Here is a 15,251-nt window from a genome sequence, read left to right as displayed (position 1 = left end):
GTAGATGGGGAAAATTCGCAAACTCGATGATCAACTCTCTAACTTAATTGCGGCAGGGGAAGTAGTAGAGCGCCCTGCCTCAGTTGTAAAAGAACTCGTGGAAAATTCCATCGATGCGAATAGTACATCTATTGAAATCCACTTAGAAGAAGCTGGATTATCGAAGATTCGCATCATCGATAATGGAGATGGTATTGCTGAAGAAGATTGTATCGTTGCATTTGAACGACACGCAACGAGTAAAATTAAAGATGAAAATGATTTATTTCGTATAAGAACGCTCGGTTTCCGCGGAGAGGCCCTGCCGAGTATTGCCTCAGTGAGTGAATTAGAATTAATTACGAGCACAGGTGATGCGCCTGGTACACACCTTAGTATTAAAGGTGGAGACATTATAAAACAAGAGAAAACGGCAAGCCGAAAAGGAACAGATATTACTGTACAAAACTTATTTTTTAATACACCAGCGCGTCTTAAATATATGAAAACTATTCATACAGAGCTTGGGAACATTACAGATATCGTGTATCGTATTGCAATGTCACATCCAGAAGTATCGTTAAAACTGTTTCATAATGAAAAGAAATTGCTTCATACATCAGGAAACGGTGATGTAAGACAAGTACTTGCATCGATTTACAGCATTCAAGTTGCGAAGAAGCTTATTCCGATTGAAGCTGAGTCTCTAGACTTTACAATTAAAGGTTATGTAACATTACCAGAAGTAACGAGAGCGTCGCGTAACTATATGTCAACGATTGTAAATGGCCGTTACGTTCGAAATTTCGTATTAATGAAAGCAATTCAGCAAGGATATCATACGTTATTGCCAATCGGACGATACCCAATCGGCTTCTTATCAATTGAAATGGATCCAATGCTTGTTGATGTCAACGTACATCCAGCAAAATTAGAAGTACGCTTTAGTAAAGAACAAGAATTGCTAAAGCTTATCGAAGAAACATTGCAAGCTGCATTCAAAAAAATACAACTCATTCCAGATGCTGGTGTAACAACGAAGAAAAAAGAAAAAGATGAAAGTGTGCAAGAACAGTTCAAGTTTGAGCATACAAAACCGAGAGAATCATCTATGCCTAACATCGTTTTACCAACAGGAATGGATGAGAAACAAGAAAAAACAACGACTGTAAAACAACCAGCACAACTGTGGCAACCGCCGAAGCAAGAATGGCAACCACCACAGTCACTAGTAAGAGAAGAGCAAAGCTGGCAGCCATCCTCTAAGCCGGTAATAGAACAAACGGTTCGAGAGGAAAAGGAATGGACTAGCAACGATGACGATTTTGAATTAGAGGAATTGGAAGAAGAAGTCGGGGAGATAGAAGAGATTGAAATGAACGGTAATGACTTACCGCCGCTTTATCCAATTGGACAGATGCACGGAACATATATTTTCGCTCAAAATGATAATGGGTTATATATGATTGATCAGCACGCAGCGCAGGAACGTATCAATTATGAATATTTCCGTGATAAAGTAGGAAGAGTAGCGCAAGAAGTACAAGAACTACTTGTACCGTACCGTATTGACTTATCTCTTACTGAATTTTTACGTGTCGAAGAGCAGCTGGAAGAACTAAAAAAAGTCGGACTATTTTTAGAGCAGTTTGGCCATCAATCCTTTATCGTTCGTTCGCATCCAACGTGGTTCCCAAAAGGACAAGAAACAGAAATCATTGATGAAATGATGGAGCAAGTCGTAAAACTGAAAAAAGTAGACATAAAAAAACTACGCGAAGAAGCAGCGATTATGATGAGCTGTAAAGCTTCAATTAAAGCAAATCAATATTTAACGAACGATCAAATATTCGCTTTACTCGAAGAACTACGTACAACAACAAATCCATACACATGTCCGCATGGAAGACCGATTCTGGTGCATCATTCTACTTATGAGTTGGAGAAGATGTTTAAGAGGGTTATGTAGGATTAATGTCCAAAGAGAAAAAGTTCATTCCTAGTTATTTGAAACGGTTTGAAAGTGCCTAGTATTATTTATATGTGTTAAAATAAATATGTAATAGCAATGTTCTCTACAGTTATTTTAATAAAATATTGAGAGAAATAAAAAGGAGCGATAGTAACAAGTCGCTCCTTTTTAATATAATTCTTTTGCAACTATATTTTAAAAATTCATTTATAAACTAGAGATAACCTATTTGTAATTTATATGTGCTTCCTCATTTTTTTGTAAGGAAAGGGGTTTTAATTTACAGATTTATCAGAATTATGTAAAGTGTATATAAAACCATAAAATGGGGTGTTCTTTATGTGTACTAGTTTGACATTACAGACAAAAAACGGTCAGCACCTTTTTGCAAGAACGATGGATTTTACATTAGATTTGAATCAAGAAGTAATAATCATTCCTCGACATTACCAGTGGAATAATATAACTGGTGAAATCATTAATACGAAACATGCTACGGTCGGAATGGGGATTAATCATCAAGGAAGGGTCATTATGGCGGACGGAGTAAATGAAGCAGGTATGACATGTGCAACACTCTATTTTCCAGGATTCGCTACTTATAGTAAAAGTATAGATAATAACAAAACGAATTTGGCTCCATTTGATTTTGTGACTTGGAGTCTCACACAATTCAATTCTGTCAAAGAGTTAAAGAAATCTGTAGATAGCATTACCTTTTTGGATATACCATTACCGGATTTAGGACTTACGCCGCCACTACATTGGATTTTAGCGGATAAATGGGGAGATTGCATTGTACTGGAGCCAACAAATGAAGGATTAAAAATGTATGACAACCCACTAGGAGTGATGACGAATAGTCCGGAGTTTAGTTGGCATTTACAAAATTTAAGACAATATATTGGCCTTAAATCGCAGCCATTCGCGCCAACAGAGTGGAGTAATGTACCATTAAGTGCTTTTGGTCAGGGCTCAGGTTCAATGGGACTTCCAGGGGATTTCACCCCGCCATCAAGGTTTGTGCGAGCAGCATATGGCAAACAAAACATTCAAGGTATAGATAGTGAAGAAGAGGGAGTATCGGCCCTTTTTCATATCTTATCAAATTGCGAGGTTCCTAAAGGCGGAGTAATAACAGAAGAAGGTGCATTAGATAATACCATTTATACAAGCGTAATGTGTATGGAGTCCGGAACATATTATTATCATACTTACGATTGTAGACAAATTATAGCCATTCATTTATTTCATGAAAATTTAGATACAGATGAGATTAAAGCCTATCCGTTCCAACGGAAACAAAAAATATTTTATGAAAACTAAGTAGCTTTGAAACAACGCTTAGTAAATTTTCAAATATATATAATAGAGCAATAATGACCTATAAAAAGTAGGAATCGGAAGGAATATAATTGATAATCTAATAAGTAACCCGAATAAATACCCCTTAAGAAAAAATAGACGCAAAATATTCAAGGTATTATATAAATTCAATCCAATGACTCCTACCAGTAAAATTCTGCTGGTAGGGGCAGGGGCATTGGCTAAGAAACTTATTTTTTCATTAAACTAGCTTTTATTTCTTCTAGAAGGCCCATTAAAGTGCTATTAGGTAAAATAAACATGGACGTACTACTCCATTTATAAATAGCAAAGCACAAAAAAGGTGTGGAAAATATCCATACCTTTTTTGTGCTTCTATTATCTATGTATAAAAAAGCGCCGTATATCAGCACTTTTTAAAGGTACGTAAATTGTATAATAAGGATTTCTACATTATTAAACACATAACTATGCATGGCCAAATATAGATTCTTATTTGGTTAATTGTTATAAGGATCTATACGGTTATTTATTTTTATTATTATTAATTTTTTCAGTATATAAAACCTGCTCTTTATAATGCTTTTTAATTGGGAAGCTATGTGTACCAGAGCCGTTTTTGAAAGTTTTATTGATGGGGTTTTTTAGAGGGACTGTTGTAGTTTCAGTAAATTCATATGGGTAATTTATTTTAGATTTATCTTCAAACATGAAAATGCCTCCTTTTTAGGATTTCCTTAATTCTTTACTATAACATGATATGCATATAGATTTTTTTTGGACTAGTTATTTATATAGGTTAATGGAATTTAATTACGTAACTACTGAAATATTTCAAAGGAAAACAATGTGAGAAATATATTATAAGGATTTCTTTTATTTATTAGCGAAGGAAATCTTGCATATATATTCGTTATAGATTGTTTTTATAATGTAATATATATATAGTTTTCCTGATAATATAATGTGGAATGTTATAGTGTTATTAGGTTATTAGGAACATTTAATGTTGTTTCACAACTGAAAGGGAATTGAAAAAAAACTGAAACTTTTCTCATAAAAATTCAATCTTACTTGAAAAATGAAAGGAAAATGAAATTTTTCAAAAGGAATTCTTTGTTAAGATAAAAAGCATACATACAAAAAAGTATTGACATATCTCAAAAGATGTATTTTGAGATATAGTGGGGGAAAAAATGAGATTAGAAAAACAATTAATAAAAAAGATGTATTATGAAACATTCCTAATGGAGAATGAAACACACCCACCTCTTCAAGTACTTGGAGAAGCTTATGTAAACGAAGAAAAAAATGAGATTTCTGATGGATCTTATATTCGTTTTGCACAAGGTGAATTTTATTATCACCATCAAGATTTTGAAGCAGCTATTTTTAAATGGGAGAAAGTTAGTAATGAACTAGCACCATGGGCACAAAAAAATATTGCGGATGCTTACTTCGAACTTAACCAATTATCAGTTGCTGAAAATGTGTATACTTCCATTACTACTGATAACAAAACACTTATGACTGAAATTGTACTGCAATTACTGTCTCTTTACATCGAGCAAAATAATTTTGATTCAGCTTTCGCTGTTATAAAAGAAGCGGTTTCTTTAAATCCCGATTATCCAAACGTCACAACAATTGCCCGTTCCTTTTATGAAGAACAGCAAGATTTTGATAGTGCAGTAGAGCTTGCTGTGAACGAGTTAATTCGAACAGAATCTTATCCGTGGTTTGAGGTTCTAAAAGAATATATCGATAAAGGATTTACTAAAAATATTTCACCAGACTATTTTTATAAAGTATTAGTTACATTAAATAATGTAGATCAAGTACAATTTACGCAAATTGTTTCATCACTTTGGCACAGCTATAAAGATGAACAAAATTACTTATTATGGCTCAACACAATAAATGAATTTTTCATACATATCGAAATACATTCGTCCGATATATGGGACGAAATTTCTTCTCTTTACGAAGAAACATACTTTGAATTAATTCAAGGTCAATATATGCTTAGACAATTACACGATATCATTCCAAACCTGTTAACAAATTGGTTAAAGGTAGTCAATCCCTCTCATGCTGTATTTCCATCTGCAGCAGTATTGGCATGGGATGAGATTTTTCCTTCTAAAATAGATTCAGCGGATATAAAAGATGCAGAAGACCTACTGTCATATTCTATTAATCATGTGAATGGCTTAGAGTATAGTTTACATCTTTTTGAATCTATTACACACTGGGCACAAGAACATGATTTAGAAATGGGTAACCGATTTAGCTGGTTAGTTGGTGAGCTTGCAGATTTAAGAACAAATCGCCTATTAGTAACTGGAACTTCAGGGAACGGAAAAGCTTCATTTATTAACTCTATTTTAGGAGAAAATATATTAGAAAACTCAATCTCAAATGTAGTTGTTTTTAAAAATGACGCTTATACAGAAATTAACGCTATAACAGATTCGGAAATTACAACAACTGAGAATTTCTCTGATTTCCATAACATGATGGCAGTGCATCGTCAAACATATAGAGATAGAGCGTGTGTTGAATTTAAATTACCATGCAGGTTTTTAAGTAAAAATAAACTTACATTCGTTGTTACACCTAGCTTTAATAGGAACAATGACGCGAGAGATGAGGTGTTTGAATATTTAAACTCTGTAGATGAATTACTATTCGTATTGAATACGGATTCACCTTTTACTGACAAAGAACGTGACATTCTATTAAGTATCCAAGAACATACACCAAATCTACAAGTTCATTTCTTATTAAATAAAATTGATAACATTTATAATGAAGCAGAAGCAAAAAGAGTTATACAAGATACGCAAGTGAGAATAAATACATATTTCCCTAATGCAAGAGTTTTCCCTTATTCTTCGTTATATACAAATAGTAAACAACTAAACGATTTAACTGAGTTTATTCATTTTAACTTTAACCATAAAAATATCGATGCAGAACGTACTGAAAAGCTATTGTTTTTCATTAGAAAAACAATTACATATCTTTTGGATAAACGCGTCGAGAGGGAAAATAATCTAGTGGATTCTATTAATTGGAATGAAGATATGTTAGTTAAACTAAATGCTTGTATTAATAACCTTACTGCTTTTGAGAAGGAAAAAATTCATTTAATTACAGAAACATATCGTACAATGAAAAACGAAATTACTAATGATCTTACAGAACATATTCCGAAACTATTGCAGAGTTGTTCCGATTTAATTAGTGAAGAAAGTGATTTTGGGCACATTGATATTGAACTAAATACAGCGATGAATGAAAGGGTGCAACAATACCTAGAACAAACTGTATTACCTAATCTTGCTCGCTCTATGCAGAATTGGATTGCGACTTCTAATAACGAGCTCCTTCAAAGTCAATTGTACTTAGCAGAAACCAGTGAAGGACTTAATTCTTTATTTGGAGAAAATCGAATACAGTTAGAATGTGACTTTAAAGTAATTGATGACTGGCGCAGAGATACTGATAGAATGACAACTAGAATACAAATGGAAGAAGTAAATATTTTACGCCGATTTACGCCAGCACAATTTTTACTGAAAAGTGCCGGTAAATTATTTGGAGTTCTTCCTAAAAATAAAGCTATGCTATATAACAAATACAAACAGTATTTAGAAAATGAAGATTATACCGATGTAACGGCTTCTATTATGAAGAAATTTTTCTTGCAGTTTGAGCTATTTGAAAACACACAAGAGCGGGATATTAATATGTTCTTCAGAAATCCATTTGGCTCGTTGGAACAAGCTGTAAAAAACACTCATTTAGAAATAAAAGAAAAACAAGATAAACTGCATAAAATGAAATCAAACCCTGAAGTTTATCATGATCCTATAACGCTCTTTGAATTGAGATTACGTCAATGTGAAGTAATCTTAAATATAGGTGAGGATAATACCTATACAGATTTAACTTTAGAAACAAGCGTAGAATAAAAGTAAAATATATCAAGTTTTTTATATAAAATTGCATCATGTGTTATAAGAGGGGAAAAGGGAGCAACCGTAATGAGTTGCTCCCTTTCTTTATATAGATTACTTTTCAGTTTCTTTAATTTTAGTTTTTACTTCTCCAGTTTTAATTTTATTACTTTCTGAGAAACGTAATAAATCGCCTTCAATAATTTTGTCAGACATTCGTAACTCATTTTGTGCACGGTTAATCATTTCTTGAGCTTCTTTTTTTGGTAAATCTACAACCTCACCTGTTTCTCGATTATAAAAAGTATGATTTGTATATGCATACTTGTCTGTAACGAAGCTACCATCACGTAAAACAACAAAACCGGTATATTCATCTGAAAACATATCATGACCAAAGCGGATATCTTTCGTAGTATCAATCCCAAGTAAGTTTAGAATAGTAGGTTTCATATCGATTTGTCCCGTAGGCTTTGAAATCGTTTGCCCTTCTGTTTGTCCAGGCATATGAATATATAAAGGTGTACGTTGTAAATTTAAAGTATCAAATTCTGTTATTTGATCTTTTTCTAAAAACTGTGCCATTGCGCGATTATGTTTTTCAGAAATGCCATAATGATCACCATACAACACAATAATAGAATCATCATACATTCCCTCGGCCTTTAAACGCTCAATAAATTTTTTAATTGATTCGTCTAAGTAACGTGCTGTTACGATATAACGATCAAATACGCCATTACCAGAGTTGTATGGTTCAATGAATTTTGTATCTTCATCATACGTAAATGGATAATGGTTCGTTAAAGTAAGGAAACGAGCATAAAAGGGTTGGTCAACAGTTTTTAATATATCTACTGATTGATCAAAGTATTCGATATCTTTTAATCCCCAATTTAAATTTGTTTCGGGCGTAATTTTGTAATCAAGTTCATTATAGTAACGATCATAACCGAGAGCAGAGTACATAATGTTACGATTCCAAAATGTTGCGTTATTCGCATGGAATACAGAAGTGAAATAACCTTGCTGACGTAAAATTTCTGGAGTAGCAGTATAATCATTGTTACCGTGCGTGAAAAATACAGCTCCTCGATTTAATGGATACAGCGACGTATCGATTAGAAATTCAGAATCGGATGTTTTTCCTTGCCCAGTTTGGTGGAAAAAGTTATCGAAGTAATAGCTTTCATTTATGAATTCATTCAAGAATGGTGTAACTTCTTGACCGTTAACTGATGCGCCTATTAAAAAGGTTTGTAGGGATTCAAGAGTGACAACAATTACGTTTTTTCCTTTTGCTGCACCAAACATGTTAGGGTTTGGCTCACTTTGGTTTGCCTTTACATAGTTTTCAGTTTCTTGTAATTTACTACTATCAGCAAGTGCTTTTTGTGATCCTGCTTTTACTTGTAGTGTTAAATCATATACTTGATGAGTGTATAGTCCTAAATTTTTAACAAGCATTACTCGGTCGAATGATCTCGTTAATAGTTCAGGTCGTTCTTTTTCTGCAAGGTGTAGATTCGCAAAAAATACACCAATTGTTAAGAGAAAATATAACAAGCGTGCCGGATGAGTTACACGTCCTGTTTGGAAGACTAGTGCCTTCTTCTTTAACAAAATAAAGAAGAAAATAATGTCTACGAAAGCGAGTATAATTTTATAGTTCAATATTTCTATAATACTGCCGCCTAATTGGCCAAAGTTTGATGTTTGTCCAAGTACTGGTAACGTAACGAAATCACTATAAAAATCATAGAACATTACATTCCCAACAAGTACGATTGTTAATAAGAGATTAATACATAGCGCTATATAATTTCGCTTTTCACCGGTTGCAAATAATGCTAATCCGACAAAAGCTAATGATAGCGAGAGGGCTAATAAACAAAATAAGCTCTTGTGTAGAAGACTCAATTTTTAAATCGAAACTGAATCTTGTAATAAGATATGTTTTTAACCATACTGCTAAAGCAATTATTAAAACAAAGCTTATATTTTGCATTTGTAAATTTATTTTATTCTTCATTTTTACACCTTCTTTATAGAGTTTATTTAACTAAGGTTATATATTATATTTTTATAACTATTAGAGTGTGGTGAACCATTTAGATTATATTTTTCTAAAGGTAATAATTTGAAGTATTCATATATATACAATGGAGAATTTTAAAGCGAAGTAACATACATCTAATTTTTTTAGAAACAGAGCAGAAAAAGTCATAGTCGTAGTAAAAAATACTTATAGACATCCTAACATATTAAACACTACGGCGATGTTACAAAATATCGAACAAATGAAAGTGAAAATGAATAGATGATTTTTAAACTATTGAAATTCAACTAGTTTAAATTTTCAGAAAAGTAAACTTGAAGAAAACGGTTATATTAATTAGTAGAAAACTACATTCTATATAGAATGTAGTTTTTCATGTGTTTTCAATATATCCCGTAAAATCCTGATTCTTTGTGGCTTAATCATCAGCGGGGGAGGGATAATAATTTCGTTAAAGCTATTATTAGATAAGTAAAGTGTTGGTGAAACTTAAAACATTTGACTGGCATCTTAATTAAAAAGTTTAAATACCTGATAAATATTTTCCAACATACAGACCACTTGCAGCTGCTTGAGATAATGAGTGAGTGACGCCTGAACAATCTCCAATTAAAAATAGCCCATTCATACTTGTTTCAAAGTGGTTATTGATTTTTATTGTAGGAGCATAGAACTTTCCATCAATTCCATATAATAAAGTATCTTTATCGATAGGTTCTTGGATAAATTGTTCTAAACGTAATAAAAATTTTTTGAGTCCTTCAATATATAATTGAGGAATTTCTTCATTCAAATCTCCATAATCTCCGTGTAGTGTAGGCTGTATACGATTATGTTTCATGTTGTTCTCCGCTGTAGGTTGTTTCTTTATTAAGTCCTCTAAACGCTGTATAACAATCCGATCTCGTCCTTGGTTAATGCTTTTAATAATTGAACTTGCGTATACATTTGCTTCTTTGAGAGTTGGAAAATAGCGTGGGATAAATAAAGTGAAATTTAAGTTAGAAGTGCCAGTTCCTTGCTCTCGAAAATTTTGACCGTCAGGCATAACTAAACCTTCTTCGTACTTTCGAATAATGCGTCCTTTTGGATTCATACAGTAAGTAGTAGCCGTGAAATGTTCATGCTGATAAGAAAGTTTCGTCTCAAATGTATCTTTTAATATAGAACGTAATTGATGTTCTTTCATCTCTACCCTAATACCTAAATCTATACGGGTTTGCTCCTGTGCAATTTCAAGGGAAGAGCACATTTCTTTTAACCAATCAGCCCCGGAACGTCCTGTTGCAAATACGAGTTGCTTAGATTGAACTATCCCTTGATTTGTAGCTATTCTAAAATGATCTTTCTGCCTTATGATATGCTCTACATCTATATGAAATCGGATATTTATTTTCGTAAGTAAAAATTCGTAGAGCTGCTGAAAAATGTTACTTGAAAGTGTAGTGCCAAGATGCCTTACTTCTGTTGTGAGCATTTGTAAACCACACGCTTCAGCTCTCTTAGTGAGATTTAGATTTTCTGTAGAATATTTTGAAACCGAACTTCCGCCAAACTGACATAGAATTTCATCTACTTCAGCCATGAGTTGTATAAAAGCTTTTTTACCTACTTTTTGCTCAAGTTCGCCACCAAATCCATTTGTATAATTAAATTTCCCTTCAGATTTTCCTAAACCACCAAATCCGAAATATTTATCACATGTAGTACAATTACACACTTTTCCTTGGTCTAAAGGACAATGGCGATCTTTTAGCGCTTTACCTTTATCAAGAATTAAAATCTTTTTGTTACTTTGGGCTAATGAATAAGCCATAAAGATGCTACTTACTCCAGCTCCGATAATTGTAACATCATACATATTCTTTCACCTGCTAACGAATAGTTTGTTTTTTATTTTCTTAGTGTATAACACTTTTATGAAGTTAAGAAATAGCTTTTATTAATAAAGAGGGAGTTTTTGAACTTGATGCTTTCTTAATTTCTCCGAGTGGTGGAGTAAATACAAATGTTTTTATTTGAAGGAAGAAATAGTTTTAAATAATCACTATGTCATATGATTAATAAAATCTTACATATAAAAAACAGACCTTTTAAGTGAAGAGGTCTGCTAATCATTTGAAATAGTTGTTAAGTGCATAAATTTGAAGAGAATTATAGTTTTATTTAGCGAAGACGTGGTTACCGATTACCGCTACTGTTTGACGTGTCGTAATCCATTTGTTTGTTGAAGTTTTTGGATTATAAAAATAAAGCCAATCAGAATGTATTCCATTTGTAGAGATAGCCTCTTCTACTGCCATTTTTGCTTCTGCGCTTGCAGGCTGATTAATTCTACCATCGGTAACAGGAGTAAATGCATATCCGCGTTTAATAGGTTCATAAATAACACCTGTTATTGTATTTGGAAAACCATTTGCATTTACACGATTCAGGATAACTTTCGCCACCGCTACTTTTCCTTTATATGATTCGCCACCTGCCTCAGCAGTAACTAAGCGTGCCATTAAGTCTTTTTCTTTTTCTGAAATACTTGAATTGATTTTTAAATGTTGTCCTGTATAAAGCTTGTTTCCGACTGTATTGTTAATTTGTTTTATAGATTGAACGGTAACATTGTAACGCTTTGCTATAATTTCTAATGAATCTCCCGGCTGTACTTGATAAATAATTTGTCCAGAGATGTTCTTAGGTTTGTCGTTTTGATGAACAGTGACCTCATTTGATTTCATGGATCCTGGAATATGTAACTGTTCACCAATAAAAGTTTGATCTTTTCCTTTATTATTTGCTTGTTTAATAGATTGTATTGAAACTCCATATTGTTTACTGATACCCCAAAGTGTATCATTCTTTTTTACTGTATGAATGGTGGAAGCCTCAGCTACACCTTGATTACATACGAATGTAATTGCTGCCGCAGATAAAGGAATTATATGTTTTATTTTTAATAATTTCATTGTAAATCCTCCCAATAAAAAATTAAGTTTTAACTGTTGAGTAATGTAGTTCAGAGTATATAAGGTATGTATTTGTATTTTAATATAAGTATATTAGCACGTATGGAATAAATAATCATTATAAGTTTTTTATTTATATCATGTAGGACCCAAATATGAAATATTGCATATGAAAGCCCATTGAAGTTCGAGTTGTTGATTACTATAATTTATCTAGTGAAAAGGGATATTAAATTTTTTTAATGCATTGAGATGAGAATATGTGGATGTTTTTAAATTTTACTTATATGCAATATTCCATATTTATGAAATGTTATTTATTAAGTAGCTTATGTTATATTCGATAAGTGTGATATAAAACAGAAAGAGAGAGGAATAAAAATGAGCAATAAGAAGTTTATTTTGAAATTATTCATATGTAGTACTATACTTAGCACATTTGTATTTGCTTTCAATGATAAGCAAGCAGTTGCTGCTAGCGCTGGTAATGGGCTTGAAAACTGGTCAAAATGGATGCAACCTATACCCGATAACGTACCGTTAGCACGAATTTCAATTCCAGGAACACATGATAGTGGAACGTTCAAGTTGCAAAATCCGATAAAGCAAGTATGGGGAATGACGCAAGAATATAATTTTCGTTACCAAATGGATCACGGAGCTAGAATTTTTGATATTAGAGGGCGTTTAACAGATGATAATACGATAGTTCTTCATCATGGGCCATTATATCTTTATGTAACATTGCATGAATTTATAAATGAAGCGAAACAATTTTTAAAAGATAATCCAAGTGAAACGATTATTATGTCTTTAAAAAAAGAGTATGAGGATATGAAAGGGGCAGAAGATTCATTTAGTAGTACGTTTGAAAAAAAATATTTTCTTGATCCTATCTTTTTAAAAACAGAAGGGAATATAAGACTTGGAGATGCTCGAGGGAAAATTGTGCTACTAAAAAGATACAGTGGTAGTAATGAATCTGGAGGATATAATAATTTTTATTGGCCAGATAATGACACGTTTACGACAACTGTAAATCAAAATGTAAATGTAACAGTACAAGATAAATATAAAGTGAGTTATGATGAGAAAGTAACATCTATTAAAGATACTATAAATGAAACGATTAACAACAGTGAAGAGTGTAATCATCTATATATTAATTTTACAAGCTTGTCTTCTGGTGGTACAGCATGGAATAGTCCATATTATTATGCGTCCTACATAAATCCTGAAATTGCAAGCTATATGAAGCAAAAGAATCCTACGAGAGTGGGCTGGGTAATTCAAGATTATATAAATGAAAAATGGTCCCCAATACTTTATCAAGAAGTTATAAGAGCGAATAAGTCACTTGTAAAAGAGTAAAGATTGTCATAGTAAGAAGCGATGAAATACGTCGCTTCTTTTTTGTTTTCTAAAAATTAACATCAAATATAGTTTTACATATCGTACGTTCATGATAGAAAAAAATCGAAACTTAAGCTATAATTACTACATATAAAATTTGTACCTATAAATTTTATATGTAGTAATGAATTTGAATTATTCTAATGAAATGGAGGTATATACTATGAAGTTTCCACATGATTTTTTATTCGGAGCTGCTTCAGCTTCTTATCAAGTAGAAGGTGCATGGAATGAGGATGGAAAAGGTGTTACGAATTGGGATGAGTTTTCAAAAATTCCAGGCAAAACATACGATGGAACAAATGGTGATGTAGCGGTTGATCATTATCATCGATATAAGGAAGATGTTCGTTTAATGGCTGAGATGGGATTGGAATCGTATCGTTTTTCGATTTCTTGGGCGAGAATATTGCCGACTGGAGATGGAGAGGTAAATGAAAAAGGAATTGAATTTTATAATAATTTAATTGATGAATGTTTAAAGTACGGGATTGTACCGTTTGCCACTTTATATCATTGGGATCTACCATTACCGTTAGAAAAAGATGGTGGGTGGACGAATAAACGAACAGCAGAGGCTTTTGTAAAGTATGCAGAAATTTGCTTTAAGGCATTTGGTGATAGAGTGAAACATTGGATTACTTTTAATGAAACAGTAATGTTTTGTGGATTAGGCTATTTAAAAGGTGCACATCCACCAGGAATACAAAATGATGTTCCAAAGTATTTTCAAGCGACTCATTATGTATTTTATGCGCATGCGAAAACAGTTGCGGTGTACAAGCAGCTGAAACAGTATGGGGAGATAGGGATTACACATGTTTTCTTACCTGCTTATAGTGTGGATGATCAAAAAGAAAATATACTAGCAGCAAATCATGCGAATGAATATGAAACGTATTGGTACTACGATCCAGTTTTAAAAGGTGAGTATCCGTCTTATGTTGTACAACAATTAAAGGAAAATGGGTGGACTCCGAATTGGACGGTTGAAGAATTAGAAATCATTAAACAAAATGCCGAAAAAAATGATTTTATCGGCTTGAATTATTATCAGCCAATACGAGTAGAAAGATATGATATGGATATAAAGAGCGAGGAGCATTCTCGAGAAAACTCAACACTTGCTCCAGGTAATCCTTCTTTTGATGGTTTTTATCGAACAGTAAAAATGGATGATAAAACATATACCAAATGGGGTTGGGAAATATCTCCCGAAGGTTTCTTAGATGGATTGCATATGTTGAAAGCGCGTTACGGTGACATAAAGATGTATGTAACGGAAAATGGACTTGGTGATGAAGATCCAATCATTGACGGAGAAATTGTAGATGTTCCGCGAATTAAATTTATTGAAGAGCATTTAAAAGTAATGAAGTGTGCAATTCAAGAGGGAATTAATTTAAAAGGTTATTATGCATGGTCAGTTATTGATTTGTTAAGTTGGTTAAATGGATATAAAAAGCAATATGGCTTTATTTTTGTCGATCATAATGATAACTTAAAACGTAAGAAGAAACTTTCGTTTCATTGGTATAAACATGTGATCGAAACGAGAGGAGAAGAGTTATAACAGA

Annotated in this window: 8 protein-coding genes and 1 pseudogene; 5 read left to right on the top strand and 4 right to left on the bottom strand. The window is 32.7% G+C overall.

What is annotated here, in order from left to right:
• Positions 1–4: 4 nt before the first annotated feature.
• Positions 5–1,948 carry a DNA mismatch repair endonuclease MutL gene (gene mutL / locus NSS97_RS18985; RefSeq protein WP_341113794.1) on the top strand — a complete coding sequence of 648 codons (1,944 nt, stop codon included), beginning with the start codon at positions 5–7 and terminating at the stop codon, positions 1,946–1,948.
• Between the two features lie 342 nt (positions 1,949–2,290).
• Positions 2,291–3,277: a choloylglycine hydrolase family protein gene (locus tag NSS97_RS18980; protein ID WP_002185086.1), complete on the top strand. Its 987-nt coding sequence runs from the start codon at positions 2,291–2,293 to the stop codon at positions 3,275–3,277.
• A gap of 525 nt (positions 3,278–3,802) precedes the next feature.
• Here the strand turns inward: NSS97_RS18980 and NSS97_RS18975 are convergent.
• The gene (locus tag NSS97_RS18975; RefSeq protein WP_107886459.1) at positions 3,803–3,988 is read right to left on the bottom strand and encodes a hypothetical protein; all 186 of its coding nucleotides are present in this window, start codon (positions 3,986–3,988) and stop codon (positions 3,803–3,805) included.
• 485 nt (positions 3,989–4,473) lie between these two features.
• Between NSS97_RS18975 and NSS97_RS18970 the strand changes: the two genes are divergently transcribed.
• Entirely contained in the window at positions 4,474–7,257 is a 2,784-nt protein-coding gene (locus NSS97_RS18970) for a dynamin family protein (protein WP_131929144.1), read from the top strand.
• A gap of 99 nt (positions 7,258–7,356) precedes the next feature.
• On the opposite strand, the pseudogene NSS97_RS18965 reads toward NSS97_RS18970, so the two are convergent.
• The 3 genes and pseudogenes from NSS97_RS18965 to NSS97_RS18955 all read right to left on the bottom strand — a co-directional run bounded on the left by NSS97_RS18965 (position 7,357) and on the right by NSS97_RS18955 (position 12,261).
• A pseudogene (locus tag NSS97_RS18965) lies at positions 7,357–9,274 on the bottom strand (LTA synthase family protein).
• Between the two features lie 550 nt (positions 9,275–9,824).
• A complete protein-coding gene (locus NSS97_RS18960) occupies positions 9,825–11,162 on the bottom strand; it encodes an NAD(FAD)-utilizing dehydrogenase (protein ID WP_107886462.1) in 1,338 nt (445 codons plus the stop codon).
• Between the two features lie 301 nt (positions 11,163–11,463).
• On the bottom strand, positions 11,464–12,261 hold the full coding sequence (locus tag NSS97_RS18955; RefSeq protein WP_002088026.1) for a cell wall hydrolase: 798 nt from the start codon (positions 12,259–12,261) through the stop codon (positions 11,464–11,466).
• A gap of 381 nt (positions 12,262–12,642) precedes the next feature.
• Between NSS97_RS18955 and NSS97_RS18950 the strand changes: the two genes are divergently transcribed.
• Positions 12,643–13,632 (top strand): phosphatidylinositol-specific phospholipase C domain-containing protein, encoded by a 990-nt coding sequence (locus NSS97_RS18950; RefSeq protein WP_107886463.1) that lies wholly within the window; start codon positions 12,643–12,645, stop codon positions 13,630–13,632.
• A 205-nt stretch (positions 13,633–13,837) separates the two neighbouring features.
• Positions 13,838–15,247: a glycoside hydrolase family 1 protein gene (locus NSS97_RS18945; RefSeq protein WP_002142831.1), complete on the top strand. Its 1,410-nt coding sequence runs from the start codon at positions 13,838–13,840 to the stop codon at positions 15,245–15,247.
• The last annotated feature ends 4 nt before the right edge of the window (positions 15,248–15,251 follow it).

It is taken from the genome of Bacillus sp. FSL R12-0074, assembly GCF_038005725.1.
Classification (GTDB): Bacteria; Bacillota; Bacilli; order Bacillales; family Bacillaceae_G; genus Bacillus_A; species Bacillus_A mycoides.
The sequence above is the reverse complement of the archived record's forward strand: the minus strand, read 5'-3'. Positions and strand labels throughout refer to the sequence as shown.

Bases quoted from the DNA above. Each gene is read 5' to 3' on its own strand.
- mutL (WP_341113794.1), top strand. From the start codon at position 5: ATGGGGAAAATTCGCAAACTCGATGATCAACTCTCTAACTTAATTGCG.
- NSS97_RS18980 (WP_002185086.1), top strand. From the start codon at position 2,291: ATGTGTACTAGTTTGACATTACAGACAAAAAACGGTCAGCACCTTTTT.
- NSS97_RS18975 (WP_107886459.1), bottom strand. From the start codon at position 3,988: ATGTTTGAAGATAAATCTAAAATAAATTACCCATATGAATTTACTGAA.
- NSS97_RS18970 (WP_131929144.1), top strand. From the start codon at position 4,474: ATGAGATTAGAAAAACAATTAATAAAAAAGATGTATTATGAAACATTC.
- NSS97_RS18960 (WP_107886462.1), bottom strand. From the start codon at position 11,162: ATGTATGATGTTACAATTATCGGAGCTGGAGTAAGTAGCATCTTTATG.
- NSS97_RS18955 (WP_002088026.1), bottom strand. From the start codon at position 12,261: ATGAAATTATTAAAAATAAAACATATAATTCCTTTATCTGCGGCAGCA.
- NSS97_RS18950 (WP_107886463.1), top strand. From the start codon at position 12,643: ATGAGCAATAAGAAGTTTATTTTGAAATTATTCATATGTAGTACTATA.
- NSS97_RS18945 (WP_002142831.1), top strand. From the start codon at position 13,838: ATGAAGTTTCCACATGATTTTTTATTCGGAGCTGCTTCAGCTTCTTAT.